This is a genomic window from Acidobacteriota bacterium (genome assembly GCA_020853395.1).
Lineage (GTDB): Bacteria > Acidobacteriota > Vicinamibacteria > Vicinamibacterales > SCN-69-37 > JADYYY01.
Genome location: JADYYY010000020.1, coordinates 16,639 through 41,217, shown reverse-complemented (window position 1 = coordinate 41,217; position 24,579 = coordinate 16,639). Strand labels below are relative to the sequence as shown.

The 24,579-nt window shown below is 69.9% G+C and carries 19 protein-coding genes; 6 read left to right on the top strand and 13 right to left on the bottom strand.

Going from position 1 to position 24,579, the window contains the following annotated elements:
• Positions 1-32 precede the first annotated feature (32 nt).
• Positions 33-2,429 (top strand): DUF2723 domain-containing protein, encoded by a 2,397-nt coding sequence (locus IT184_18540; protein MCC7010817.1) that lies wholly within the window; start codon positions 33-35, stop codon positions 2,427-2,429.
• Positions 2,430-2,463: 34 nt separating this feature from the next.
• Here the strand turns inward: IT184_18540 and IT184_18535 are convergent, their stop codons facing one another.
• Positions 2,464-3,516, bottom strand: coding sequence for a Gfo/Idh/MocA family oxidoreductase (locus IT184_18535; protein MCC7010816.1), 1,053 nt, complete (start codon positions 3,514-3,516; stop codon positions 2,464-2,466).
• Between the two features lie 168 nt (positions 3,517-3,684).
• On the opposite strand from IT184_18535, the gene IT184_18530 reads away from it, so the two are divergent.
• Positions 3,685-5,568 carry a VCBS repeat-containing protein gene (locus tag IT184_18530; GenBank protein ID MCC7010815.1) on the top strand — a complete coding sequence of 628 codons (1,884 nt, stop codon included), beginning with the start codon at positions 3,685-3,687 and terminating at the stop codon, positions 5,566-5,568.
• 135 nt (positions 5,569-5,703) lie between these two features.
• Here the strand turns inward: IT184_18530 and IT184_18525 are convergent, their stop codons facing one another.
• The 6 genes from IT184_18525 to IT184_18500 all read right to left on the bottom strand — a co-directional run bounded on the left by IT184_18525 (position 5,704) and on the right by IT184_18500 (position 13,276).
• Positions 5,704-5,907 carry a hypothetical protein gene (locus tag IT184_18525; GenBank protein ID MCC7010814.1) on the bottom strand — a complete coding sequence of 68 codons (204 nt, stop codon included), beginning with the start codon at positions 5,905-5,907 and terminating at the stop codon, positions 5,704-5,706.
• Between the two features lie 85 nt (positions 5,908-5,992).
• Entirely contained in the window at positions 5,993-7,453 is a 1,461-nt protein-coding gene (locus tag IT184_18520) for a hypothetical protein (protein MCC7010813.1), read from the bottom strand.
• Entirely contained in the window at positions 7,450-10,185 is a 2,736-nt protein-coding gene (locus IT184_18515) for a HEAT repeat domain-containing protein (GenBank protein MCC7010812.1), read from the bottom strand. Before IT184_18515 ends, IT184_18520 begins: the two co-directional genes overlap by 4 nt.
• A gap of 12 nt (positions 10,186-10,197) precedes the next feature.
• A complete protein-coding gene (locus tag IT184_18510; protein ID MCC7010811.1) occupies positions 10,198-11,217 on the bottom strand; it encodes a ThuA domain-containing protein in 1,020 nt (339 codons plus the stop codon).
• 53 nt (positions 11,218-11,270) lie between these two features.
• Positions 11,271-12,218 carry a glycosyltransferase gene (locus tag IT184_18505; GenBank protein ID MCC7010810.1) on the bottom strand — a complete coding sequence of 316 codons (948 nt, stop codon included), beginning with the start codon at positions 12,216-12,218 and terminating at the stop codon, positions 11,271-11,273.
• A complete protein-coding gene (locus tag IT184_18500; GenBank protein ID MCC7010809.1) occupies positions 12,215-13,276 on the bottom strand; it encodes an aldo/keto reductase in 1,062 nt (353 codons plus the stop codon). Before IT184_18500 ends, IT184_18505 begins: the two co-directional genes overlap by 4 nt.
• 182 nt (positions 13,277-13,458) lie before the next feature.
• Between IT184_18500 and IT184_18495 the strand changes: the two genes are divergently transcribed.
• Together IT184_18495 and IT184_18490 are read left to right on the top strand one after the other, a co-directional pair.
• Entirely contained in the window at positions 13,459-14,757 is a 1,299-nt protein-coding gene (locus IT184_18495; GenBank protein ID MCC7010808.1) for an HDOD domain-containing protein, read from the top strand.
• 52 nt (positions 14,758-14,809) lie between these two features.
• The gene (locus IT184_18490) at positions 14,810-15,157 is read left to right on the top strand and encodes a hypothetical protein (protein ID MCC7010807.1); all 348 of its coding nucleotides are present in this window, start codon (positions 14,810-14,812) and stop codon (positions 15,155-15,157) included.
• Here the strand turns inward: IT184_18490 and IT184_18485 are convergent.
• A complete protein-coding gene (locus tag IT184_18485) occupies positions 15,154-15,867 on the bottom strand; it encodes a phosphoadenylyl-sulfate reductase (protein MCC7010806.1) in 714 nt (237 codons plus the stop codon). The two genes, IT184_18490 and IT184_18485, sit on opposite strands and share 4 nt — an antisense overlap.
• A 201-nt stretch (positions 15,868-16,068) precedes the next feature.
• Here IT184_18485 and IT184_18480 point away from each other — a divergent pair, with 201 nt between their 5' ends.
• Positions 16,069-18,375, top strand: coding sequence for a PQQ-binding-like beta-propeller repeat protein (locus IT184_18480; protein ID MCC7010805.1), 2,307 nt, complete (start codon positions 16,069-16,071; stop codon positions 18,373-18,375).
• Here the strand turns inward: IT184_18480 and IT184_18475 are convergent.
• The 5 genes from IT184_18475 to IT184_18455 all read right to left on the bottom strand — a co-directional run bounded on the left by IT184_18475 (position 18,347) and on the right by IT184_18455 (position 23,794).
• On the bottom strand, positions 18,347-19,276 hold the full coding sequence (locus IT184_18475; protein ID MCC7010804.1) for a PEP-CTERM sorting domain-containing protein: 930 nt from the start codon (positions 19,274-19,276) through the stop codon (positions 18,347-18,349). The genes IT184_18480 and IT184_18475 overlap by 29 nt on opposite strands.
• A gap of 106 nt (positions 19,277-19,382) precedes the next feature.
• Positions 19,383-19,670 carry a helix-turn-helix domain-containing protein gene (locus tag IT184_18470; protein MCC7010803.1) on the bottom strand — a complete coding sequence of 96 codons (288 nt, stop codon included), beginning with the start codon at positions 19,668-19,670 and terminating at the stop codon, positions 19,383-19,385.
• Positions 19,671-19,880: 210 nt separating this feature from the next.
• The gene (locus IT184_18465; GenBank protein MCC7010802.1) at positions 19,881-21,008 is read right to left on the bottom strand and encodes a helix-turn-helix transcriptional regulator; all 1,128 of its coding nucleotides are present in this window, start codon (positions 21,006-21,008) and stop codon (positions 19,881-19,883) included.
• A gap of 64 nt (positions 21,009-21,072) precedes the next feature.
• A complete protein-coding gene (locus IT184_18460) occupies positions 21,073-22,206 on the bottom strand; it encodes a hypothetical protein (protein MCC7010801.1) in 1,134 nt (377 codons plus the stop codon).
• A 64-nt stretch (positions 22,207-22,270) separates the two neighbouring features.
• On the bottom strand, positions 22,271-23,794 hold the full coding sequence (locus IT184_18455; GenBank protein MCC7010800.1) for an OFA family MFS transporter: 1,524 nt from the start codon (positions 23,792-23,794) through the stop codon (positions 22,271-22,273).
• 175 nt (positions 23,795-23,969) lie between these two features.
• On the opposite strand from IT184_18455, the gene IT184_18450 reads away from it, so the two are divergent.
• Positions 23,970-24,569: a sigma-70 family RNA polymerase sigma factor gene (locus IT184_18450; protein MCC7010799.1), complete on the top strand. Its 600-nt coding sequence runs from the start codon at positions 23,970-23,972 to the stop codon at positions 24,567-24,569.
• Positions 24,570-24,579 lie beyond the last annotated feature (10 nt).

Sequence of the window (24,579 nt, the reverse complement as noted above, 5' to 3'; positions counted from 1 at the left end):
AAAATCCCGCGCCCGGTCCTACCATCCAGACTGTGTCCGAGACACGACTCTCCGGCCGCTGGCGTGACGCCCTCACGCTCTGCGGCCTCGCGGCGCTCGCGGCGCTCGTCTACGCGAAGACGCTCTTCCCCGACATCGGCGGGGGCGGCGACTCCGTCAAGTTCCAGTACTTGGGGAAGATGTTGGGCACGGCCCATCCACCGGGATACCCGCTCTACGTCCTGCTCGGGCACGTGTTCAGTTGGCTGCCCGTCGGCTCGGTCGCCTACCGCGCCAACCTGATGTCCGCCGTCTTCGGCGTCGTGGCTGCGCTCGCGGTGTACCTGGCTGTACGGGAAATCGGCGCCACGAGAGCGGCGGCGGCCGCCGCCGCGCTGGGACTGGCCTTCGGGCGGGCGTTCTGGGCGAAGGCAGTGGTCGCGGAGGTCTACACGCTGGCGGGCGCGCTGACGGCGCTGTCGCTCTGGACGGTGCTGCGATGGGCGACGCTCCGGACGGATCGCTGGCTCTACGCCAGCGTGGCGTTCGCCTCGCTCGCGTTCGGCAACCATCTGTCGATCCTGTTCGTCGTGCCGTCGCTCGTCGCATTCGTCCTGCTGACCGACTGGCGGCGGGTACTGCGGCCCCGCGTCATGGCGGCGGTCGCGGCGATCGTGCTCGCGGGCGCCGCGCAGTACGGCTACGTGTGGTTGCGAACCGCGCAGGGCGCCGTCGCACTCGAGGCGACTGCGCGTTCGTTCCGCGAACTGGTGGACGTCGTGACCGCGCGGCGCTTCGCCGCGGACATGTTCCACTACACCGCCGGCGAGGTCGTGCACGACCGTGTACCCGAATCGCTCGCCTCGCTCTGGCGCGAGCTCGGATGGACGGGCGCCCCGCTGGCGGCGATCGGCCTCGTGTGGCTGGGCCGCCGGCGGCCGTCGGCGTTCGTGCTCCTCGCTGGCGCCCTGACGGGCGTCGTGCTGCTCGTGCTGAACGTGTTCGGCGACATGGAGGGGTTCCTCACGCCGGCGTACGTCGCAGCGTGGATAGCCGCTGGCGCCGGCGCGCACGCGCTCGCCGGGGGCGTGCGGGCGTCGCGCAACGCGCTCTCGCGCGGCGGGACCCGCGGCACGTCCCTCGCGGCAGCCGCCATCCTCGTCCTCGTCGCCGCGGTGCAGTTGCGCGCCAACTACGCCGCCAACGACCACCACCGGCGTGACTTCGAACGCCGCTTCCTGACCGCACTGTTCGATCGGCTTCCGACAGGGGCTGGGATCCTGCAGGAGGGATACGCCATCGATCAGTTGGTGCTCTACAAGCTGTACGCCGAAGACGATGCCCTCACCCGCACGATCAGCATGGTGCCGCGCGACCCCGAGCGCGCGGCAGCCTTCGCGGGCGACGGCCATCCGATCGTCGCGTTCGACTCGGGCGCCGCGCTGCTCGCCGATCACGGCTTCACGCTTCAGCCGGTCGCGCTCGACGAGCCTTTGTACATGGTGCTGCGCTCGCTGCCGGCCGGAACGGTCGTCGCGATCGCGGCCCGGCCCGGCGCCGCCTTCGGCTTCGGGCCCGACGATGCGGCGAGCCTGGCCACGCTCGGGATCGAGGCCACGTTCTACGGCGCCGAGCGCCGCGGACTCGTCGCCATCGGCGTCGCGGGCGCGGCATCCGGAGCCCTCGAGCAGCTCGCGCCCGAGAATGCGGACGTGGCGGTCGAATCGGGTGTTCCGATCGGGGGCACCGGGCACCCAGCGCCGCTGGCGGTTCGCGCGAGCCTGTCGGCCGACGCCGCGGCGATTGCCGTCGGCGGAGAAGAGCGCGCGCGCGTGCGCGACGGGCTCGCGCTCGTCATCATCGCGGCGGGCGGACGGGCCGTGTCCGCGGCTCGCATCGACGCCACCCGCGCCGTCCGCGTGCCCGTCGACACCTCGGACCTGCCGGTGTTCCGCGCGACCACGTTCGGCCGGTGCGTGTCGATCGGCAATCAGGGCTGGACGGACGTGTCACGGGCCGCCGCGACGACCATCGTGTTGCGGGTGGACAACTACCGGCCGTTCGACAGCACCGCGACGCTCTACGTCGCCGGCGACCGCGACCTCGCGCCGGCGCGGGCCGGCACGGCTGGCGCGGGGACGCCGATCGTGACGATCGATCGGTTCAGCGAGTCGGCGGCCGATCGCGCACGCCTCGCCGCCGCGCTGGCGCGCGATGGCGTGCTGCCGGCGCCGGCGCTCCTGGCCGCGCCATTCGCCGCACGCCTCGCGGTGGCCGTCAACGACGACGGCCAGTCGTCTGCGACGAGCTTCACGTTGGCCGCGCCGCCGGCGAGCGCCGTCGCCCGCGCCCAGGTCGATCTGAACAACCCGCGGCGGGCGACGGTTTGCGGATCCACGCCAATCGGCGCGGGATCCGCGGGCTCGGCTGCGCCGGCGTCGTCGCCTTGAACGCCGCCCGCTGCAGCCAGGCCCTCGAACGCGCCTATCCGATGCGCACCGGCCGCTGCTCCTGCGCCGACCGATATGCTGCGAGGCACACGTTGAACGCCGTCCGCGCGTCCTGGATCGAGACCGGCGGCGGGCCGCCGGTCTCGAGGCTGTCGACCAGCACGTTCAGAGGGAATGGGACGGACGGTCCGTAGCTCGGCCGCGAGTGCCGCTCGAACACCCAGTCGCTCGCGCCGGCCGCCAGCACGGCGCGCCCCGGCTCGCGAAACCACTGGTCGATGATCTCGCCGCGGCTGCCCACGAGCTCCAGGCGCACGACGCTGTTGTGCTTGGGCGACGGCGCCGTCACGCGCGGCGCCGTGATGGTCCACGAGGCCTCGAGCGTCGCGATTCGGCCGTCGGCGAACGTGAGCGTGGCCAGCCCCCAGTCCTCCACGCCGATCTCCCTGTGCACGAGGTTGGCCGTGCGGGCCTGCACCTCGACGACCGGCGATCCGGCCAGCCACGTCATGAAATCGATCTGGTAGATGCCCTCGTCGATGAGCGCACCGCCGGGGACGTGCCGCGGATCGGCGAACCAGCCCGGCGTGCCCGAGTTGTACCAGTCCTCGGCGATGGACCAGCGGCTCGTCTGGTGCATCACGAGCAGCTCGCCGATGTCGCCGCGATCGACGCGCGCCTTGAGCTCCGCGCCCTGGAGCCGCATGATGCCCTGGAACGGCAGGCACGACACGCCGGCCGCGTCGACGGCCGCGACCATCGCATCGGCTTCCGCCATCGTCATGGCCATCGGCTTGCCGAGCACCATGTGCTTGCCTCCCCTGGCGGCCGCGATCGTCATCTCCGCCATGGCCGACACCGGCGGCGCGATGTGCACGATGTCGACCTGCTCGCGATCGAGCAGCTCCTGGTAGTCCTGATATCCCTTCACGCCGAACGTCGACGTGAACGCGTCGAGCTGGCCCTTGTGCTCCCACGCCGCCGCCACGAGCTCCGCCTTCGGGTACTCACGCAGCGCCCGCGCCAGCCCGTACGCCGAGTACCAGTGTCCCAACCCGAGAATCGCCACTCTCCACCGACGTGCCATCGTGTCTGACCCTTCTCCTCGTCGCTGAACGTCCGGTCGTCCGTCGATCGACGACCCGCCGGCACTTTACCATCACGATCCGGCCGATCGGGCTGCCTCTCGCCTTGTCTCTCCGTCTCGTCAGGTGCTTAAATCCTCCAGGTTGGCGATGGGCAGACAAGGAGCAGCATGATGAGTCGCACGTGGTTTGCCGTCGCGATGGCGGTCGTGGCGCTGTCGGCCTCGAGCACGGCGCAAGGGCCGCATTCGGACACGACCAAGGTCTTCAACGGCACCAGCTTGACCGGCTGGCGGCCGCAGGGCGGCGCGCAGTGGCGGGTGGCCAGCGGCGAGATCGTCGGATCGGCCACGGCCACGCCCGGCACGCTCGTGCTCGACAAGAGCTACCAGGACGCGATCCTGCGGTTCGCCTTCCAGTGTGCCGGCTGCGATGCGGGTGTGCTCCTGCGCAACGCGCCGGCGCCCGGCGGCGCGCCGGGCACGACGAGCGCGATCTACGTGGCCCTCTCCGGTCCCGACGCGATGACTGCCTCGCGGGTCACGCTGGACGCACAGGGCAAGGAGCTCAACCGGCAGCCGTTCTACGAGTGGTCGGGCCGGCAGAACCCGACCGGCATGCAACTGCGCGTGATCGACGGCGGCGGCGGCTGGAAGGACGTGCGGCTCATGGTCCGCGCCAATGCTGGAACGATGCCGCCACCGGGAAGCGGATCGAATCCGGCGACGTCCTCCGCGCCGCCCGGGCCCGACGAGCCGTCGCGCTTCGGCCCGCCGGCGTTCCGGCTGAACGCGGGCGACATCCGGATCAAGGACGTGCTGCTGACCGACCTGCTCCGTCCGGCGGCCGGCGTGGCGCCGGAGGTGACGGCGGCCAATTTCAGGCGCGTGCAACTCACCGATCGCTTCTACGCGGAGGGCGTCTCGGCCGGCGACGTCAACCACGACGGCATCGTCGACGTGGCGAGCGGCCCGTACGCCTACATCGGCCCGAACTTCACGCGCGCGATCGAGATCTATCCGCCGCAGACCTACCCCATCGCCAACCAGACGATGGCCGGACAGTACACGGACAACTTCCTCAGCTACGTGCACGACTTCGACGGCGACGGCTGGGGCGACTACCTGAAGGTCAACTTCGACGGCGCGTTCCTCTACATGAACCCGAAGGGCGAGTCGCGCCACTGGCCCGTGACGCAGGTGACCGATCCGATCTCCGCCGAGACGACGCAGTTCGCCGACGTCGACGGCGACGGCAAGCCTGAGCTGCTGCTCTCGATGGGCAGCGGCCCCGGGCGCGTCGTCGGCTACGCGAAGCCGGGCGCGGACCCGGCGCAGAAGTGGACGTTCGTCGCCGTGTCAGAGAAGGGGGACTGGGGCGGGCACGGATACGGCGTCGGCGACGTCAACGGCGACGGCCGCATGGACATCATCCAGGGGAGCGGCTGGTGGGAACAGCCGGCGGCGAACGCGGCGCAGGGCGGCTGGAAGTTCTCGGCGGTGCCGTTCGGCCGCGGCACCGATCCGTTCGTCCGCGGCGCGGACATGTACGCCTACGACCTCAACGGCGACAAGCTCAACGACGTCATCACCAGCCTGTTCGCCCACGGACCCGGCCTGGTCTGGTACGAGCAGCAGCGATCGCCGCAGGGAGCGATCTCCTGGAAGATGCACGTGATCATGGACGGCCCCGAGACGCCCGCGGCTCAGCGCGCGAGCTGGGAGATCAGCGACAAGTCGATCGCGTTCACCGAGCTGCACGCGATCGAGCTCGTCGACATGGACGGCGACGGCCTGAAGGACATCGTCACGGGCAAGCGCTGGCTGTCGCACGGCCTCGAGTACCCCGAGAACGATCGCGACGATCCGCCGGTCGTCGCATGGTTCAGGACCGTGCGCAGGCCCGGCGGCGCCATGTCGTTCGTGCCGCAGATCATCAACAACTACGCGGGCATCGGCACGCAGATCGAAGTCGCGGACGTCAACGGCGACAAACGGCCGGACGTGCTCACCGCGGCACGCAAGGGCGTCTACGCGTTCCTGAACCTGAAGTAGCTCCCGGGTCCGGTGCGAGCGAAGGCTGCGGCAAGGACGCCGGGATCTCCTGGTCGCAACGGCGCTCTCTCGACCGCCGCGGCGCGCTCTTCGCGCACGCGTGCCGGACGGAGCCGCCTGGTGCGGCATCCATGCCTATTCGTCTTTCCACAGCGCGGTCATCGCCGTGAACGTGAACGCCAGCATCACGAGGAACGCGATGCGCACCATGTTCCATTCGAGCCGGACGTCCCTCTCCTGGTGATAGATGTCCTGCAGCGCCATCGCCGCGAGCACGAGCGCGACGATCGCGACGGCGCCCAACGACAGCGCGACGCGGCGGAGCGACCTTGTGGTCATGACGCGGACCTCCCTCGTCCTCGACAATCAGGAACAACCCGACGCGCGATCGGATTGCCGACGGCCCGTTCGAGCAACGCCGGCGTCAGCGAAGAGTCTCGCCGCTCAGCGGATCCCGCGGCGCGACGCGGTTCGCCTCCCAGGCCTCGAGACGCTCGACGACGAGCATGACGCCGTACATCCGGGCCCAATGGCCGGGATAGGTGCAGAGATAGACGTACTCGCCCGGCGCCTTCGGCGCCACGAAGTTGAGCCGCGCGGTCTCCCCCTCCCACACGAGCGGCGTCGCGGCGATCACCGACGGGCTGTCGGGCACGAACGGCTTCGCGGCGGGATCGGCCGGCATCGACATCGCGCCGCCGGCCGTGCCGATCTCCTGCAGCGTGCCGGGCCGGCCGACGACCACGTTGTGCGGCATCGCGTCGGGATTGAAGAGCACGATCTGCACGCGTGCGCCGGCCTCGACGACGAACCAGCTCTGGGTGAAGCGCATCTGCTCGGGCACGGTCTCGATCCGCACGACGCGGATGCCCAGCGCGGCGAGGTCGCGGCCGATCGCCGTGCGCCGATCGGCCGGCAGTGCGGCCGCGAGGCGCTCGCCGAGCTGGAGCGCGTCGATGGCGGCCGGCGACGTGCGTTGTGACGGCGGCCGTCCGCCGAGACTGGCGACGATGGCGTGCGCGACGGCGAGCACCTCGTCCTGCGGCCACACGTCCAGCGGAATCTGCTGCAAGGCGCCGACGGCGGCCGCCGACACCGCTTCGTCTCCCGCACGTCTGAACTCGCGGAGCACGGCCTCCACCGCCGCCCGCTCGCGCGCCACGGCCCCGAGCGCCGACACCGCCGCTGCCCGGACGCTGGGTTCGAGCGCATCGTCCTCGAGCACGGCGGCGATCGCCTGCGCGAGCTCCGGCTGCAGCGCGCCGCCGCGCGCGCTGCGCACCACGAGCGGAACGGCGCCGAGCAGGTCGGCCAGCCGATCGCGCGATGCGGCCGCCTGCGGCCAGATCCGCGCGGCCGTCCCTTCGATCTGGAGCAACACGGCATACGCGGCGCGCCGCGAGGCTCCCGGCGCGTCGGACGCGTCGGCCGCCGCCTCGAACGCCGCGCGCTCCGCGCGCAGCGCGTCGATCGGCTCGTCGAGCAGGATGCCGGCGAGCCGCGCCACGGCCACGTCGTCCGTGCCCGGAACCATCCCAAGGGCACGCAGCAGCACCTGCGGCCGCGACGCACCGTCCATCGCGACGAGCACGTCGAGCGCCTCGTCGCGGTACTGCTTCGCGAGCCCCGTCCGCGTCAGCAACGCGTAGTACACGAGCCGGTAACGCGGATCGGCAGGACGGCGCGCTGTCGTCGCGAGCTCGTCGTTGGTCAGGCGGCGAAGCTGGTACTCGACGGCGCGCGGCGACAGATCGAGCAGGATGCGCGGCGGCCCGGCTGGATTCGCCGGCGGCGCCTGCGCGGCCGCCAGCGCCGCGACGCCGCAGACCAGCACGAATGCCCAGGCCACGGTGATGGGACGCCGGCGGCGGCCATTGCGTCTCATCGGATGAACGGCCTCAGCGTCGTCATCGCCTGGTCGAGCGTGTAGGACAGGAAGCGGTCCTGCGGCAGGTCCAGCGAGGCGAGCGCGACCTCGGCCGCTTCGGTCGTGGTGAAGAACGACGCCGCCCGCACCGCCTCGAGCCGCACGGCCGGATGCGGGTCGCGCGCCAGGCCGCGCAGCAGCGCGAGCGCGTCGGGCACGCGGTCGCGCCAGTAGCAGAGCACGCGCGTGGCCGCCGCGCGCGCGAGCGGCTCGGGTGATCGCAGCATCCTGCCGAGCAGCGCCTGGTCCACGCGGTTGTGCCACTGCTGCACCCAGAGCGCTTCCATCATGTGGTGCTCGTGTCGCGGATCGGCCGGATCGAGGCGCGCGGTCCATGCGCGCAGGGCCTCGAGCACCGCCGCCGTGTCGCGGCCGCCGAGCTCGATCCTCGTGCGGTACCGCACGCCGTCTTCCGGGGACTTCAGCAGTTCGAGCAGCGCGGGAATCGGCTCGCCCGCAATCCTCGGCGGCGTGAGCAGCGGCCGGCCCGTGGCCGTCACGCGGTAGACGCGGCCGTGGGAGTGGTCGCGCGACGTGTCGCGCAGGTTGTGCTGCATGTGCCCGATGATGGGGTTGTACCAGTCCAGGAAGTACAGCGCGCCGTCGGGACCGACCTCGGCATCCACCGGACGGAAGTTCTCGTCGGCGGACTGGAGGATCGGCTCCGCTTCGGTGATCTTCAGCCCGGCGCCGTCCTCGCTGATCCGGTAGCTCAGCAGCCCGCGGAAACCGATCGCGTTCAGCACGACGAAGTTCCCCTGCAGCGGCTCCGGGAAGTGCCGGCTCGAGAGCAGCGCCGTTCCGCCGACGGGCCGCACCCGCACGTCGCCCGGTTTCGGCGCCGCCTTCGTCTCCATCGCGGGGTAGTACTTCTTCGTGGAGAACGACGGGCCGTAGTACGGCTGGCCGCCGGTCGCGTCCGTGATGATGTCGCGCCCCCAGGCGTCGAACACGTGGCCGTGCGGGTTCGGGAAGTTGAACGGCACGTAGGTCTCGACCTTCCACGTCCGCGGCTCGTAGCGATACACGCCGCCGTCGGCCTGGCGCAGCACCGGGCCCCACGGCGTCTCGACCTGCGTGCGATGGAAGATGCCCTCGCGCAGATACAGCGCGCCGCCCGGATCGAACGTGAAGCTGTTGAGCGCGTGATGCGTGTCGGCGGTATCGAACCCGTGCAGCAGGATCGTCTTCTCGTCGTAGCGATCGTCGCCGTTCGTGTCCCTCAGCAGCACCACGTTCGGCGCCTGGGCGACGATGACGCCGTTGCCGTAGAACTCGAAGCCCGTGGGGTTGTTCAGGTCGCCGGCGAAGACCGTCCGCTTGTCGGCGCGCCCATCGCCATCGGTGTCCTCGAGGATGAGGAGCGCGTCGTCCATCGGCGCCTTCGGCTGCCACTGCGGGTAGTTCTTCCACGCCGCGACCCAGAGCCGGCCCTTCGTGTCGAATGCCATCTGGACCGGGTTGGCCAGCTCCGGGAACTCCGCCTCGGACGCGAACAGGTTGACCGCGAGCCCGACGCCGAGCGTCATCTGCCGAATGCCCTCCTCGCCCGACAACATCGGCGGAAGGTCGGGCATGTTCGTCTTGGCGTCGATGAACGCCGGCGTCTCGCGATCGTCGACCTGCAGGTCCGAGCCGCGGGCGACCGCCCACACGCGCCGATCGCGGTTGCGCGTCATCACGTCGAGCACCGGGAGCTCGCGCTGCAGCACCTCGTAGTTCGACGGCAGGACGTCGTTCTTCGCCTCGGCCGTCAGGTTCTGCGGATCGACGTTTCGCGGCGTGCCCTTGACGAACGTCAGGAACGCGCGCTCGCCGTACGTGGAGTACCCGTTCGTCACGCGGTAACGGTGGAACCAGTAGAAGTCTTTCTCGACGACGGCCTGGCGCACGCGCTCGAGCGTCTCGGGCGAGACCGTCGGCCGGGGCCCGAACAGCGCGCGATCGATGACGGCGGCGATCTGGCGGTTGCCTTCCGCCGTCAGGTGGATCCCCTGAAGCGTCAGCGGGCGCGCAGCCGTCGCGTAGAGCGCCTGGCTCGGAGCGAACAGGTCGACGAACGTGACCTGCTTCGAGGCCGCCACCTCCCGCATCGCCTGCGTGTAGCGCGCCAGCCTGGCGTTGTTCTCACGGCCGTCCGGCAGGTCGGGATTGCGCACGTCCTCGTGCGCGATCGGCGAGAACACGACGACGCGCGGCGCGGACTGGCCGTTGTACTTCTGCGCGAGCGTGTGATCGAGCCATTCGGCGAGGTCGGTCCTGAACCGGAGCAGGCCCTCCTCTCCCCCGTACGATTCGTTGTAGCCGAAGAAGGCGAAGATGACGTCCGCCCGGGTGTTGATGCCCTCGAACCGGTTCTCCTGGTAGCCGCCGATCGGTGCGGGGTTCGCGCCGAGCCACTCGTCGGGCGTGCCGAAGTTCAACGATCGCAGCCGCGTCGCCACCTCGTCGCCGCTGAACCCGAGGTTGCGGAACACGAGCTCGTGCGCGGGGAATCGCGTCTGGATCGTCGCTTCGAGCCAGCCGTCGTACTGGAACCGTTCCGCGAGCGTGTTGCCGACGATCGCGATGTGCTCGCGAGGGTGAAGCGTGAAGGCCGGCGCCGGACTCTGTGCCGAAAGGACGGACCAGCCCGCCGCAACGGCCGCGGCGGTGACGAAGACGCGGAGCGATCGCAGAAAGGTCGACATCGCTGCTCCGGCCTACTTCGGAATCGCCGACTCCCACCCCGCCATGTCGGCCGGCCTGACGCCCTTCACGAACCCGCCGAAGCTGTAGGACGACGGGTGAAACGGGCCGACGAACCCGACGTCGCTGTCGGGGCGAATGGCCCCGTCGAGGCCGACGGCCCAGAGCGCCGCGTTGACGAGCATGCGGCGGAACCCTTCGTTCGACAAATCCTCCGACGCGCCGTGCGTCGTCGTGAACACGCGGCCCGTCGCGCCGGACGTGCCGCGGTACGTGCGGGTCCATGCGACCGGCAACTGGTCCTTGTCGGGCGCCGCCGGCGCGTCGGGCGTCATCCCGTCGAGCACCTGGCCGCGCGCGAGCACGACGCTGTCCGGCATCGGATCGGCGGTGTAGCCACCCGATTGCACCCACACGTCCTTCACGCCGCGCAGGATCGGGTGTGACGCCCTGTCGGGCGCGAGCACCAAGCGCGAGCTCTGCTTGTGATTGGCGCCGTAGTGCGACACCCACGTCTCGCCGAGCACCTGTCGGCCGAAGCCGCCCTCGTAGCCTGGCACGCCCTTCCAGGAGAACTTCGCGAACGGCGCATCGGGCCGCTGGATCTGAAACGCGTGCGTCGCCGTGCGCAGGCCCATCACCGGCTTGCCTCGACCGAGGTAGTCCACGATGTGCTGCATCTCGACGTCCGGAAAATCCTGGAAGCGCAGGAAGACGATCAGCAGGTCGGCGGTTCTGAGCGCCTCGAGGCCGGCGATGTTCGAACTGCCGGGCTCGATGAACCCGGTCTTGGGATCGGTCGTGAAGAAGACGCTGCAGGTGAATCCGAACCGCCGCGCCAGGATCCGCGCGAGTGCCGGCATCGTCTCCTCGCTGCGGTACTCGTGGTCCCCGGCGAGCAGCACGATGTGCCTGCCGGCGCCGGGCCCCTGATCGCCCTTGTAGACGACGAGGTGGGGATTCTGCGCCCAGGCGGGCATCGCGAGGAGCAGGCTCCCGCACAGCATTGCGAGCCGTCGCGCAATCGCCGGCATGGATCCTCCTGTGGAGCGGATACTAGCAGGCTACGACCGCCGATCGACAACGGTCAGTCCACGCGCTGCGCTGTCGTGGTGCTGACCACTTCCCGCACGACCGATTGCGGCCGCTGGTTGACCGTGAGGAACAGGCGGCCGAGGTACTCGCCGATCAGCCCGAGCACGGCGAGCTGCGTCCCGGAGAAGATGAGCAGCGCCGACATGAGCAGGCCGAACCCGTAGCCCGGGCCGCGATCGTGCCACCACAGCCAGACGATCACCGCGAGGGCGGAGAGCCCGAGCAGACCCAGCACCGTGCCGGCCAGCGTCGCCACGCGCAGCGGCAGCACCGAGAAGTTGATCCAGGCGCTGAGCCAGAGCCGAATCAGCCGCCGCAGAGTGTACGTGCTCTGGCCGGCGCGGCGCGGATCATGGCGCACGGTGATGGATCCAATCCGCTGGGTCACCTGCAGCAGCAGGCCGTCGATGTACGGATACGGCCCGTGATAGCCCACCACTTGCGATGCGGCGAACGCGCTGACACAGCGGAAGCTCGACAGGTAGAACCCCGGCGGCTTGTCGAGCGCCACGTCGGTGACGCGGTTGGTGATCCAGCTCCCGAAGTTCCGGAATCGCGAGTGCCGTTTCTCGACGTAGTGGCCGTACACGACGTCGAGCCCTTCGGCCCTCGCGTGCTGCCAGAGCCTCGCGGCTTCCGCCGGCGGATTCTGGCCGTCGTCGTCCAGGTTCACGAGGTAGGCGCCGCGCGCATGACGCCAGCCCGTCAGCACCGCGTTGTGCTCGCCGAAGTTCCGCGCGTGCTCGACGAGCGTGATCGGCACGCGCGCCCGGCGGACGAGGTCTCGGCAGACGTCGCTCGTCCGATCCGTGCTGCCGTCGTTGACGAGCACGATCTCGTGGCCGCCTTCGATGACGAGCGACTCGATTTCGCGCACGACGTCGGCGATGGTCTCGGCGCTGAAGTACAGCGGGATGACGAACGACAGCGCGACGCTCATCGCCGGAGCGCGCCGCCAGAGCCGGGTACGGGCGCGCCGGCGCGGACGAGACCCTGCGCCTCGAGATCCGCCCAGAGCGCGTCCGGAATCGGCGCGCGAAGGAGCGCCGCGTTGGCCCGCACCTGCGCCGCAGCGTTCGCACCCGGGATGACGCTCTTGACCACCGGATGGCCGAGCACGAACTGGAGCGCGGCCTCCTTCAGCCCGACGCCGTGGGCGCGGCACACGCGCTCGATCCGTTCGACGCGCGCCAGCACGTCCGGCGGCGCGGGACTGTAGTTGTAGTGCGCGCCCTGCACCGCCCCGGTCGCGAGGATGCCCGAGTTGAACGGCCCGCCGACGATGACGCCGATGTCGCGGGCCTCGCAGAGGGGTAGAAACGACGCGAGCGCGTCCTGCTCGAGGAGCGTGTATCGGCCGGCGAGCAGGAACACGTCGAAGTCGCCGCGGTGGGCGAGCGCCTCGCAGATCTCCCACTCGTTGACGCCGGCGCCGAACGCTGCGATCGCGCCCGACGCGCGCAAGGCTTCGAGCGCGCGGTAGCCGCCCCGCGAGAACAGCTCGTCGATGCGCGCGTCGGCGGCCGCGCGCGAGCCGTGCGTGAAGACGTCCACGTCGTGGACGAAGAGGATGTCGATCCGGTCGAGCCGCAGCCGCCGGAGGCTGTCCTCGTACGAACGCATGACGCCGTCGTACGAGTAGTCGTAGTCGAACGTCCGCTGCGGCGTGTCGTGGAACTGCCCGCGCGGCACCTCGCCGGGCGCGCACTCGCGCAGCAGGCGGCCGACCTTGGTCGACAGCACGAACTCGTCGCGCGGCTTGACGGCGAGCAGGCGCGAGAAGCGCTCTTCGGAGAGCCCGTATCCGTACAACGGCGCCGTGTCGAACAGGCGCAGGCCCTCCGCCCACGCCGCCTCGAGCGTGGCGCGCGCGTCCTCCTCCGCCACCGGCGCGTAGAGGTTGCCGAGCGGCGCGCCGCCGAACCCGAGGACGGTCAGCGGCAGCCGCGTGGTCCGGGTCCGCAAGCTGCGGCGCGGCAAGGGCGACGTCGGCACCATCGGCGGCGTCAGTCTACACGGAACGTCACAGGGTGAGCCGGTGCCACGCGTCCGACAACCGTCACGCGGCACCTCGCGCCGCTGGCTCACACTGACCCGAGGCGTACGAATCCGCGGCGACCGACGTCGGTTCCCCTCAAGTTCCGGCGGGCTCGGCCGATTGCCCGGACGGCCACTGCACCATGCGGATCTTCACCCGAGACACGCCAGCCGCTTCCGCCCCTCCGCCGGCCGCGACGACACCGCCGTTCGCCAGGGTCATGGTCGGACGCCAGCCCATCTTCGATCGACAGCGGCGCGTGTTCGGCTATGAGCTCGTGTGCCGGCCATCGGCGCTCGACGCGGCCGAGATGAGCCGAGACGAGACCGTGGCCCGGGTGATCACCGAGGGCGTGCTGGCGCTCGGCCTGCAGCGGCTCACCGGCGGCCGGCGGGCCTTCATCGAGGTGACACCGGCGTTTCTCGTCCACGACGTGATCAAGGCGCTGCCCCCGGCGAGCGTGGTGCTGCAGGTGGCAGCCGACCCGTCCCTGACCAACGACACGGTCGAGGCCTGCCGGGTCTTGAAACAGAGCGGGTACGCCGTCGCCCTGAGCCGGTTCGTCCCGGGAGACGCGGCGTTCGCGCTGCTCGCGCTCGCTGATTTCGTGAAGACCGACTTCCTGTCGGTCGACGCGAAGTACGGACAGGCGGCCATTGCGGCGAGCCAGCACTTCGCGCGGCCGTCGCTCGTCGCGACCAAGGTGGAATCGGCCGACGTCTTCGACCGGGCGGTGCGCGAAGGCTACCACCACATCCAGGGCTTCTTCTTCGAGCGGCCGGCGATCTCCGAGATACGGCCGATCCCGCGCGGCCAGGTCGGTTACCTGCGGCTCCTCCAGGCGCTCAACGATCCGAACCTGTCGGTCGCCGGCCTCGAGGACCTGATCAAGCACGACGCGTCGCTCTGCTTCCGGCTGCTGCAGACGGTGAACTCCGCGGCCTGGGCGCAGTCGCGCGAGGTCACGACGCTGCGGCAAGCGCTGCTGCTCGTGGGCCGCGACACCATGCGGCGCTGGGCGTCGCTCTGGATCCTCGCGGGGCTCGGTTCCGACGATCGTCAGGAGCTCGTGCACATGGCGAGCATTCGCGGGCGCCTGTGCGAGCTGCTCATGGCGCGCCAGGCCGGTCCCGATTCCGAAGGCGAAGGGTTTCTGCTCGGGATGTGCTCGTGTCTCGACGCTATCCTCGAGCAGCCGATGAGCGCGGTCCTGGAAGCCCTGCCGCTCTCACCGCAGATCAGCGCCGCCCTGCTCGGCCGCGAGAACCCCGCCCGCAACCTGCTCGATACCGTCATGGCCTACGAGCGCGGCGACTGGGACATGTGCCTGCGGCTCGCGGCCGTCGCCGGCCTGCAGCCGTCCTGGCTGCCGGCGGCCCATGCGGACGCGCTCGGATGGGCCGAGCAGTTGGTGCGCCCGGCGGCGAAGAAGACGGCCTGAGGCCTGACCCCGATCCGGGCGATCCCGGCGCCGGAGCCGATATGATCGAGGCGTGCACATCACGATGATCAAGAAGCGGCTGGCGGACGGCTCCGACTGCCGCAAGTGCGTCGAGGCGACCGCGCTGCTCCAGGCGCGCGGACTCTCGGATCGGATCGACGAGATCGTCTGGGCCGACGAAGGCCACGCGGACAGCCCCGGCATGCGATTGGCCGCCCGGCTCGATGTCGATCGCGCGCCCTTCTTCATCGTCCGCGACGACAACGGCGAGCACGTCTACACGAGCGTGCTCGTGCTGATTCGCGATCGGCTCCAGCCGGTAGCGCCCGCGGCGGCCCGATCGGCGCCCGCGGCCGTCGCCGCGGCGACGATCGACGTGGACGACATCGGCGGCATCTAGCGATGCAGCCCGCACTCCTTCTTGGTTTCCTCTTCCCACCACCAGCGCCCTTCGCGTTCGTGCTGGCCCGGATGCACGGCGCGGGTGCAGGGTTCGCACCCGATTGAGATGAAGCCGCGTTCGTGCAGCGGATTGAAGGGCACGTCGTGTTCGCGGATGTAGGCCCAGACCTGCCGCGACGTCCATTGGCTGAGCGGGTTGAACTTCACGAGCGGCCGGTCCGGCGTGCTGAACGCCGGGTCGACCTGCACGACCGGAACCTCGGCGCGCGTGCCGGGGCTCTGGTCGCGCCGCTGGCCGGTCATCCACGCCGCGAGCGGGGCGAGCGCGCGGGCGAGCGGCTCCACCTTGCGGATCCCGCAGCACTCCTTGTGCCCGTCCTCGTAGAACGAGAACAGCCCCTTGGCGCGGACGAGCGCCTGCACGCGATCCGGCTGCGGGAAGTAGACGTCGATGGGGATGCCGTAGTGCGTGCGGACCTTCTCGATGAAGCGGTACGTTTCGCCGTGCAACCGGCCCGTGTCGAGTGAGAACACGCGGAACGGATAGCCGGTGCGCGCCGCCATCTCGATCAACGCCACGTCCTCGGCGCCGCTGAACGACAGCCCGAGATCGGGAGAGTACTCCCGCAACGCCAGCGCGACGATCTGCTGGGGGTCGTGCGCGCCGTACTCGGCCGCGATGGCCGGAATCGCCGTGACGTCGAGCATCGCCTCTCTACTCTACCGGCGCGGTGAGATCGTTGCCAAACGCTGGCACCTCGTGCGCCGCCAGCGCGCACCCGCCTTGCCCGCCGCCCACCGGGGCGGTAGGCTTACGTCAACGCAATCCCTGCGCCCCAGCAGGGAGTGATTTGGCGGCCATCCCCGGCTCACCGTCCGGCGCCCGGCTGCCGGACTGGAGATGGCCACATGGCCGACACACGAACTCGTTCATACCTGCGCCGGCGGCTGCTCGGCGCCGCGGGCATCGCGGCGCTCGCCGCCGCGCTCGTCGCCCCGGTTCTCGGTCAGCAGGGCCGCCGCGAATGGCGCGACTACGCCGGCGGCCCGGACAGCTCGCGGTTCATGCCGCTCGAACAGATCACCAAGGCCAACGTCGGCCGGCTCGACGTCGCCTGGGCATACCCACACGCCGAGACGCTGTTCAACCCGATCGTCGCGCGCGGCATCATCTACACGCGCGCGCGCAACAGCTCGCTCGTCGCGCTCGACGCCGCCACGGGCAAGGAGCTCTGGATCCACGACGGGCTCCAGGGCATGACGACGCGCGGCATCAACTACTGGGAAAGCCGCGACGGCCGCGACCGGCGGCTGATCTTCAGCATCAACGACTATCTGCAGGAGATCGACGCGCGGACCGGCAAGTCCATCCGCACGTTCGGCACCGACGGCGTCGTCGACCTGCGCGAGGGCCTCGACCGCGATCCGACGACCGTCGGCCGAATCCAGTCCGGCACCCCAGGCCGCGTGTTCGAGAACCTGATTCTGCTCGGCTCGGCCACGGGCGAGGGCTATTTCTCGCCCCCTGGCGACGTGCGTGCCTACGACGTCGTCACCGGCCGAAAGGTCTGGCAGTTCCACACGGTGCCGCGACCGGGCGAGTTCGGCTACGAGACCTGGCCGAAGGACGCCTGGAAGTACATCGGCGGCACGAACACCTGGGGCGAGCTCTCGATCGACGCCGCACGCGGCATCGCCTACTTCCCGACCGGCTCGCCGACGTTCGACTACTACGGCGCGGATCGCGTGGGCCAGAACCTGTTCGCCAACTGCCTCATCGCGCTCGACGCGCGGACGGGCAAGCGCCTCTGGCACTTCCAGAACGTGCACCACGACCTCTGGGACTTCGACAACGTCTCGGCGCCGCAGTTGACGACCATCCGCAAGGACGGCCGCAGCATCGACGTCGTCGCGATGGCGGGCAAGACCGGGTACCTGTACGTGTTCGACCGCGTCACCGGCGCGCCGATCTGGCCGATCGAGGAGAAGCCGGTGCCGACGAAGACGGACGTGCCGGGCGAGGTGCTGTGGCCGACGCAGCCGATTCCGACGACGCCGCCCCCGTTCGGCCGGCAGACGTTCACCGCCGACGACATCAATCCGCACGTCCTGACCCCGGCCGAGCGCGAGCAGTACCGGGAGCGGGTGCGCAAGGCGCGCAACGACGGTCCGTTCACGCCGATCGGCTTCAGCGAAGTGATCCACATGCCGGGCAATCACGGCGGATCGAACTTCGGCAGCACCTCGGCGAACCCGAACGACGGCACGGTCTACGTGACGAACTACAACGTGCCCGCGATCATGCGGCTGCTGAGGCCGGGCGAAGAGCCCCCGATGCGCGGCGGCGGGGCGGGCCCGGCCGCCGGCCCGGGCCTGGCCGTGTACCAGCAGAACTGCCAGGTCTGCCACGGCCCGGACCGCGCGGGCGTGGCCGCGATTCCGCCGCTCGTGGGCATCACGTCGCGCCTCTCGCAAGCCGAGCTGCGCAACACCATCCAGAACGGGCGCGGCCAGATGCCGCCGTTCCATCAGCTCAGCGCCACCGATCTCGATGCGCTGCTCGCGTTCCTCACCACGGCCGACAGCGGACGTGGCGGCGGCGCCGGTTTCGGACGATCCGCCGGCCCGGCGCCGTCGTTCCCTCCCGGACCGACCGTCGAGAGCGGCCCCGCGCGCGTCCGCGAGGGTGGCCGCGCCGGCGGCGGCTTCTCCTTGTCGGGCGCCGGCGGCTATCCGCCCGATGTCGACGCGCCCGAGAACCGGCTCGTGATGGAGAGCTACGGCCTCTACCCCGACATCATCAGCCCGCCGTACACGACGCTCACGGCGTACGACCTGAACAAGGGCACGATCAAGTGGCAGATCGGCCTCGGCGACGACTTGCGGCTCGTCTCGCAGGGCATCACCGGCACCGGCAGCGCGCAGGGCATTTTGGTGAAGGGCTCGGTCATTCCCACAGCGACGGGCCTGCTGTTCGTGAACACGACCGATCGCAAGCTGCGCGTCTACGACGCCGACACCGGCAAGCCGCTGTGGGAGTTCTCGCTCGGCGCGTACTCGAGCGGCTCGCCGTCCATGTTCGAGCTCAACGGGCGGCAGTACGTCCTGGTGACGGCCTCGGAAGCCGGCATGCGTGGCGCCGGCGCCCCAGACCCACGAATCCCGCCGGCGAAAGGCCCGACCGGCCTCATCGCGCTCGCGTTGCCCGGAAAGTAAAGTAAGGACGCGAGCGAGCGGGAACGAGCCGGCGGCGCGAAGTGGGGGCCCAGCAGCCCCCGCGAGCGCCGCTCGATTTCGCCTCGTGCGCTCTCGATCGCTTGCGCGCCCGGGCAGCGGCGATGGAGAGGGCGCTGCCGAACAGCAGCAGGGTCGCCGGCTCGGGGACCGCCGCGGGATCCGGGGCGGCGGCCGCCAGGTAGCTGTTGCCGCTGGCCGTCGTGTAGGTGAAGTCGCCGACCGGCGTCACGAGGAAGCGGAGCGCATGTGACGCGTCGACCGAGTAGTCGGCGCTGGCGTCTGCGGTAGCAGAACCACTGAATGGGGCGACGGAGGCGGCCAGGGACGCGGCGAGCGTCAATTCTTCGCCGATGAATCCCGTGAACAGGGCCGTTGGGTTGTTGACGTCTTGGTTGTTACACGTGGCGTCCGTCACGAGAACCTGGCCCGCGTTACCGTGGCTGTTGCTACCGTCGATGCTGGCGGTCGCCAAGGCCTTCGAACTGCACGGGCCTGGAGCTCCGTTTTCTGAAAGCGTGCGTGTGAAAAGCAGTTCCACGGCGAGTTGGACGGCCGTTCCGGGTGCCAGAGAGGCGGACTGCAACAGCAGCGTGTCGAAGAAGCCAGCGGTGCCGTTCGCCGCGGAGTTCCCGCCCGTCGTGGCGTACGCGCGCAGGGCGCCGTCGGTGACCGATGCCCACGCCGAGCCGTCGGCGAGCGAAGCCTTTTCCGGCCCCAGCGTATCCGTGGAAAACACCAACTGTGAATCGCTGACCGATTCGCCGGAAGGGAACGTCGTGACGCCTGCAAAGACGCTGGAATAGAAGATCGGCGAGGCGTCCGCCGATCCGTGCAGCGCAACGACAGCCAGAGCGATTACAGCCAGACGTGTGGTCGACATGTCTCCTCCAGAACGGGCGGGCCTCACGTCGTGCAACATCGAATCCAATGCGTCGTCCCCTTGCCTGATCGGAAATAACTAGGCCAGCGCTCTCGGCGCCTCGCCGCTACACGGATCGTCGGCGTCGGCCCCGGCCGGGACGGTCCTTGAGAATGCTCTCCACGCCTTCGGCCTCGAATCGCCGGCGCCACAGGTCCACCGTGTGCCGCGTCGTCAGCAGGACGCGCGCAACCTCACGAGCCGACATCCCGTCCACGAGCAGCAGCAGGATGCGGCTGCGCCGGACGATGCGGTACTCGGCGGTGCGCTGTCGCGCCCACCGCTCCAACGTGTCGCGCGCCTCGCGCATCAGCACGAGACGTCCGCGACGTCCAGTGGCCAAGACAATTCCCATCACGGTCGTCGCCCGGCGAGCCAAGGCGGCGACGACGTCCAATGGCAGGACGACTTCCTTCGTCCTGCCGTGGTTCGTTACGTGTCGGAGATCATCGAGCTGACGATGCCAGCGGTGGCGAGATCGCCACAACCCTCAAATAGGGCGGGAGCGGCGGGGTTCGAGCCGGTAGGCGTACGGGCCGCGCCGGTCGACGCGGTCAGCGCAAGGTCAGTCGCGGGTGGCCGCGACGACGAGCGCGACCAATTCGGCCTGTCGATGGGTGTTCGTCTTCTCGAACACCCGCTTCAGGGTCGTGCGGATGGTCTGGTGCGACAGATTCAACCGTGCCGCCGCTTCGTTGACGTCGTGGCCGCTCACCAGGAGGTGAACGAGCCGCAGTTCCGACGACGTGAACCCGAACAAGGCACGGAGCACGTCGTCGTTCACGCGAGCGGCAGCTTCCGGGTCGACCACGATCACCATGGCTGCGGCGGCATCGGCACCAGGCACCTCGGGACGCCGGGATGACAACGGGGCAACGACGACCGTGAGGGGGCGGCTTCCGGACGGACGCCCAAGGACGAGCAGACCGCCGGCTCCGAGGGCGGTACGGGCAGAAGTCCCGGCGGCCTCCTGAATCAGCGACCGAAGGCGCGCCGTATCGCTGGACGCCGCCGCCTCGAGCTCACGTCCGTCGACGACGAGGCCGTCGCGCGCAGCGAGGAGGCGATTGGCGGCGCCGTTCATATAGGTCACGCGTCCGCTGCCGTCGACGAGCATCACCGCGTGCCTGCCGTGGTCGACGACCGACGCGACATCGCGCGACGCGGCTTCGCTTTCGGCGAGCCGGCGCTGCAACTGCAGGCTGCGCTGCAGGTGCGGCAGCAGCGCGTGCAGGAACGCGGCCTCTTGCGTGGCGAACGCGCGCTGCCGGTCGGCTCGGGTGATGGTGAGGACGGTGAGGTTGCGCGGGCCCGTTTCGACGAACCCGACGACGCACCGGCCGATGTCGTACGGTCGCCCGAAACCGTCGTAGAAGTCCGTGCGAGTGAATGCCGAGTGCGGCACGAGCTCGTCCCCCAGCACGACGGTCGGCTCGGCGATCGCCCGAACGCGCGGGCTGCGTCCCCAGGGGTCGCGCGCGCCCCAGTGCTCGTTGTAGACGCGGAACGCTTCGGGGTCGCCAAGCGTGGAGAGCGCCACCGATCGCTGTTGGGCCGGCGTGACCGACACGAAGTGAGCGGAGCTGCCGCTGACGGCGTCGCGCAGACGCTCGAGGCACTGGAGCCAGGCGTTCGGATCACCCGCGGCGTCGTACACCGCGTCGAGCACCTCGAAGAAGATCGCGATGTCCATAGCCCCCCTGCATCGCACGCACAGCGAACGGTGTTCGGGACGCGGACCGGACGCGTCGCCTCGATTAGATCACTGGCGATGCGCTCAACACGTGCAGCACGAGCTCGGCCTGGCGGTGCGTACCGGTCTTCTCGAAAATCGTCTTCAGGCGGCTTCTGGCGGTCTCTCGCTGGAGACCGAGCTGCGTCCCTGCCTGCTGCAGCGTGCAGCCCTCGACGAGCAACCGCGTCAGCTTCACTTCGGCCGGCGTGAGGCCGAACATGGCCTGCAGCGTCGCGTGATCGGGGATCGCCATCCGCTCCGGATCCTTCACGAACACGATCGCCGCGGTCGATTCGATGCCCGGGAAGGGCGTGCGCTGGCGCGTGACCGGGCTCACGAGGACGATCCAGGGCCGCCGTCCTGAATGGCGGTCGACGGTCACGACGCCGGTCGCGCATCCCGATCCGCTGGACGTGCTCAACGCGCCCGAGATCGCGGCCCGCAGCCGCGTGCGGTCCGCCATGTTCGACGCCCACAGTTCGCGCCGCTCCACGCTCAGGCCGTCATGCCGGGTCAGCAGGCGCGAGGCCGCGTCTGTCATGAACGTGATGCGTCCGGATGCATCGAGGAACAGCACGGCACGCGCCGATCGGTCGAGCACCACGGCCAGATTGTGGGCAGCAGCCCGGGATTCGACGAGCCGCCGGTGCAGTTGCAGGGCGCGCTGAACGTGCGGAACGAGCGCGTTGAGGAGCGTCACCTCGGCGCCGGCGAACGGCTCCTGCCGTTCGCTTCGTGAGATGGACAGCACCGAGGCCGCTGCGGGGCTGGCCTCGATGACCCCGCCGATGATTCGCACCAGGTCGTAGTGCCTGGCGAAGTCGGCGTAGAACGCCGTGCGCTGCAATTGCGTGTGGTCGACGAGCGAGTCTCCGACCGTGACGGCTCCCGATCCGAGCTGCGCGTGCTTCGGGCTGTAGGCCCAGGCGTCGAAGGCAGACCAGTACTCCTGGTATTGCGTCAGGGCTCCGCGATCGGCGCCGGCGGTGGCCGCCATGTCGCCGTGGCGCGACTGCAGATCGTGCGAAATCAGGTGGGCGGTCGATCCGTGGAGGGAGGCCCGCAGGCGGTCGAGGAATGTGCTCCACCCGTCCACGCTTCCGGGTGCGGCGTAGAGCTGCTGAATCAGCCCGAACAGGTGACTCCCAGGATCCATGCAACCACCCGAGTCATCCGGCCATCGTCGATGTCGAACGGAGTGGGCGAATCTTAACTGATCTTCAGGCGAACAGCGCGAACGACTTGAGGAGGGTCTGGTAGACGCCCCAGAGCAGCGGGATGCTCACGAACACCCACGCCACGGCGAGCCGCGCGGAGGACGTGGGCGTGCCCGCCTCGAGCGGCACGGCGCTCGCAACCGAGCCGCCACGCGATGCCGGCGCCTTCTGCGGCAGGGGGCCTTTGTAGTGATGGCGCTCGTGGACCGGGCGCGTGAGCAGGTTGCAGACGAATCCCACCGCGAGCACGACGACCATGATGTAGATGGCCATCGAGTACGCGTCGGCCTTGGCCACGCCGCGCTGCAGTTGGTAGTCGCGGATGTAGGTGACGATCGACGGGCCGAGCACGCCGGCCGTGGACCAGGCCGTGAGCAGACGGCCGTGGATGGCCCCTACCTGCATCGTCCCGAACAGATCGCGCAGGTACGCCGGGATCGTCGAGAAGCCGCCGCCGTACATGCTCAGGATGACGCAGAAGGTGGCGACGAAGAACACGAGGTTGCCCGCGCTCGCGAACGACGGCACGAGGTAGTACAGCAGCATGCCGAGGCCGAGGTAGATCATGTAGACGGTCTTGCGTCCGACGAGGTCCGAGAGCGACGACCAGAAGAAGCGGCCGGCCAGGTTGAACAGGCTCAGCAAGCCGACGAACCCGGCAGCGGCCGCCGCCGTGACGCGGCCGGGGAACGACTCCTGGATGAGCGGCGAGGCCTGCGCGAGGATGCCGATGCCCGCCGTCACGTTCATGCACAGCACACCCCAGAGCAGCCAGAACTGCGGCGTGCGGATGGCCTCGTCGGCCGTGACGTTCGCGGTCGTGATCAGCCGGTTCGTGGCGGCCTTCGGCACGAACCCGGCCGGCGTCCATCCATCGGGCGGCACGCGCACGTTGAAGACGCCGAACATCATCAACGCGAAGTACACGAGCCCCATCGTGACGAACGTCTCCCACACGCCGACCGACGCGGGCGACGCGTAGGCGCGCATCAGGATCTCCGCGAGGGGCGAGCCGATCATCGCGCCGCCGCCGAAGCCCATGATCGCCATGCCGGTCGCCATCCCCGGGCGATCCGGGAACCACTTGATCAGCGTGGACACCGGCGAGATGTAGCCGAGGCCCAGGCCGATGCCGCCGAGCACGCCATAGCCGAGGTAGACCAGCCAGATGACGTGCAGCGAGACGCCGACGCTCGACACGAGGAACCCGCCCGAGAAGCAGCACGCCGACGCGAACATCGCCTTGCGCGGCCCCACACGTTCGACCCACGTGCCGAACACGGCGGCGCTCAGGCCCAGGAAGACGATCGCAATGTTGAAGATCCAGACCGTCGTCGTCAGCGGCCAGTCGCCAGGTGCCGGCGCCGTGATGCCGAGGAGCCGGTTCATCGGAAGGTTGAAGACCGACAGCGCGTACGCCTGGCCGATGCACAGATGGATGGCCAGGGCCGACGGGGGCACGAGCCAGCGGCTGTAGCCCGCTGGCGCCACGGTGTGAGCACGATCGAGAAACGAGAGAGCCGCCATGTTTTTCGGGGACAGACGCTAGCACGAAACGGCGGCCCCCCGCAGGCACCCGCGGACAGAGCCCACGCCCGCTGCGGCGCGCCTTGACGCTGCCGTGCCGCTGTGCTTAAGTCCACTCACCGTTCATACACACTTGGCGGCAGCAAGCGGACCCGTTCCCAAGGAGGCTTCGTTCTTGGACGCAGCCGACGACGCCGCGAACATCACGCAACTGCTCCACGCCTGGCAGACCGGCAGCGAAGAGGCCTTCGGCCGGCTGGTGCCGATGATCTACGAGGAGCTGCGGGTGATCGCCGCTCGGCAGCTCTCGCGCGAATGGCGTCACGACCGTCTGAACGTGACGGCGGTCGTCAGCGAAGCCTACGTGCGGCTCCTGCAGCAACAGCAGGTCGACTGGCAGAACCGCGGGCACTTCTTCGCGATTGCCGCGCGGCTGATGCGGCGGATCCTCATCGATCACGGCCGGCTCCTGACCCGGCAGAAGCGCGGAGGCGTCGAGCTGCCGCTCGCGCTCGACGAAGCGTCGGCCGTGGCGACCGACAATCCCACGGATGCCGTGGACGCGCTGGATCTGGACCGCGCCCTGTCCAAGCTCGAATCGTTCGATCCAGGTCAGGCCCGCATGATCGAGCTTCGTTTCTTCGGCGGGTTGACCATCGAAGAGACCGCCGCGGCGCTCGGGATCTCGCCTGCCACGGTCAAGCGGGAATGGGCAGTGGCCAAGGGGTGGCTGTACGGGGAGCTGACCGGCGCGCGCGGACCGGACTCGGCCTGAGCCCGGGACC

Excerpts from the sequence above, each read along its gene's own strand:
- IT184_18535 (MCC7010816.1), bottom strand. The coding sequence starts at position 3,516 with ATGGCACGTCGGTGGAGAGTGGCGATTCTCGGGTTGGGACACTGGTAC.
- IT184_18530 (MCC7010815.1), top strand. The coding sequence starts at position 3,685 with ATGATGAGTCGCACGTGGTTTGCCGTCGCGATGGCGGTCGTGGCGCTG.
- IT184_18525 (MCC7010814.1), bottom strand. The coding sequence starts at position 5,907 with ATGACCACAAGGTCGCTCCGCCGCGTCGCGCTGTCGTTGGGCGCCGTC.
- IT184_18520 (MCC7010813.1), bottom strand. The coding sequence starts at position 7,453 with ATGAGACGCAATGGCCGCCGCCGGCGTCCCATCACCGTGGCCTGGGCA.
- IT184_18515 (MCC7010812.1), bottom strand. The coding sequence starts at position 10,185 with ATGTCGACCTTTCTGCGATCGCTCCGCGTCTTCGTCACCGCCGCGGCC.
- IT184_18510 (MCC7010811.1), bottom strand. The coding sequence starts at position 11,217 with ATGCCGGCGATTGCGCGACGGCTCGCAATGCTGTGCGGGAGCCTGCTC.
- IT184_18505 (MCC7010810.1), bottom strand. The coding sequence starts at position 12,218 with ATGAGCGTCGCGCTGTCGTTCGTCATCCCGCTGTACTTCAGCGCCGAG.
- IT184_18500 (MCC7010809.1), bottom strand. The coding sequence starts at position 13,276 with ATGGTGCCGACGTCGCCCTTGCCGCGCCGCAGCTTGCGGACCCGGACC.
- IT184_18495 (MCC7010808.1), top strand. The coding sequence starts at position 13,459 with ATGCGGATCTTCACCCGAGACACGCCAGCCGCTTCCGCCCCTCCGCCG.
- IT184_18485 (MCC7010806.1), bottom strand. The coding sequence starts at position 15,867 with ATGCTCGACGTCACGGCGATTCCGGCCATCGCGGCCGAGTACGGCGCG.
- IT184_18480 (MCC7010805.1), top strand. The coding sequence starts at position 16,069 with ATGGCCGACACACGAACTCGTTCATACCTGCGCCGGCGGCTGCTCGGC.
- IT184_18475 (MCC7010804.1), bottom strand. The coding sequence starts at position 19,276 with ATGTCGACCACACGTCTGGCTGTAATCGCTCTGGCTGTCGTTGCGCTG.
- IT184_18470 (MCC7010803.1), bottom strand. The coding sequence starts at position 19,670 with ATGGGAATTGTCTTGGCCACTGGACGTCGCGGACGTCTCGTGCTGATG.
- IT184_18465 (MCC7010802.1), bottom strand. The coding sequence starts at position 21,008 with ATGGACATCGCGATCTTCTTCGAGGTGCTCGACGCGGTGTACGACGCC.
- IT184_18460 (MCC7010801.1), bottom strand. The coding sequence starts at position 22,206 with ATGGATCCTGGGAGTCACCTGTTCGGGCTGATTCAGCAGCTCTACGCC.
- IT184_18455 (MCC7010800.1), bottom strand. The coding sequence starts at position 23,794 with ATGGCGGCTCTCTCGTTTCTCGATCGTGCTCACACCGTGGCGCCAGCG.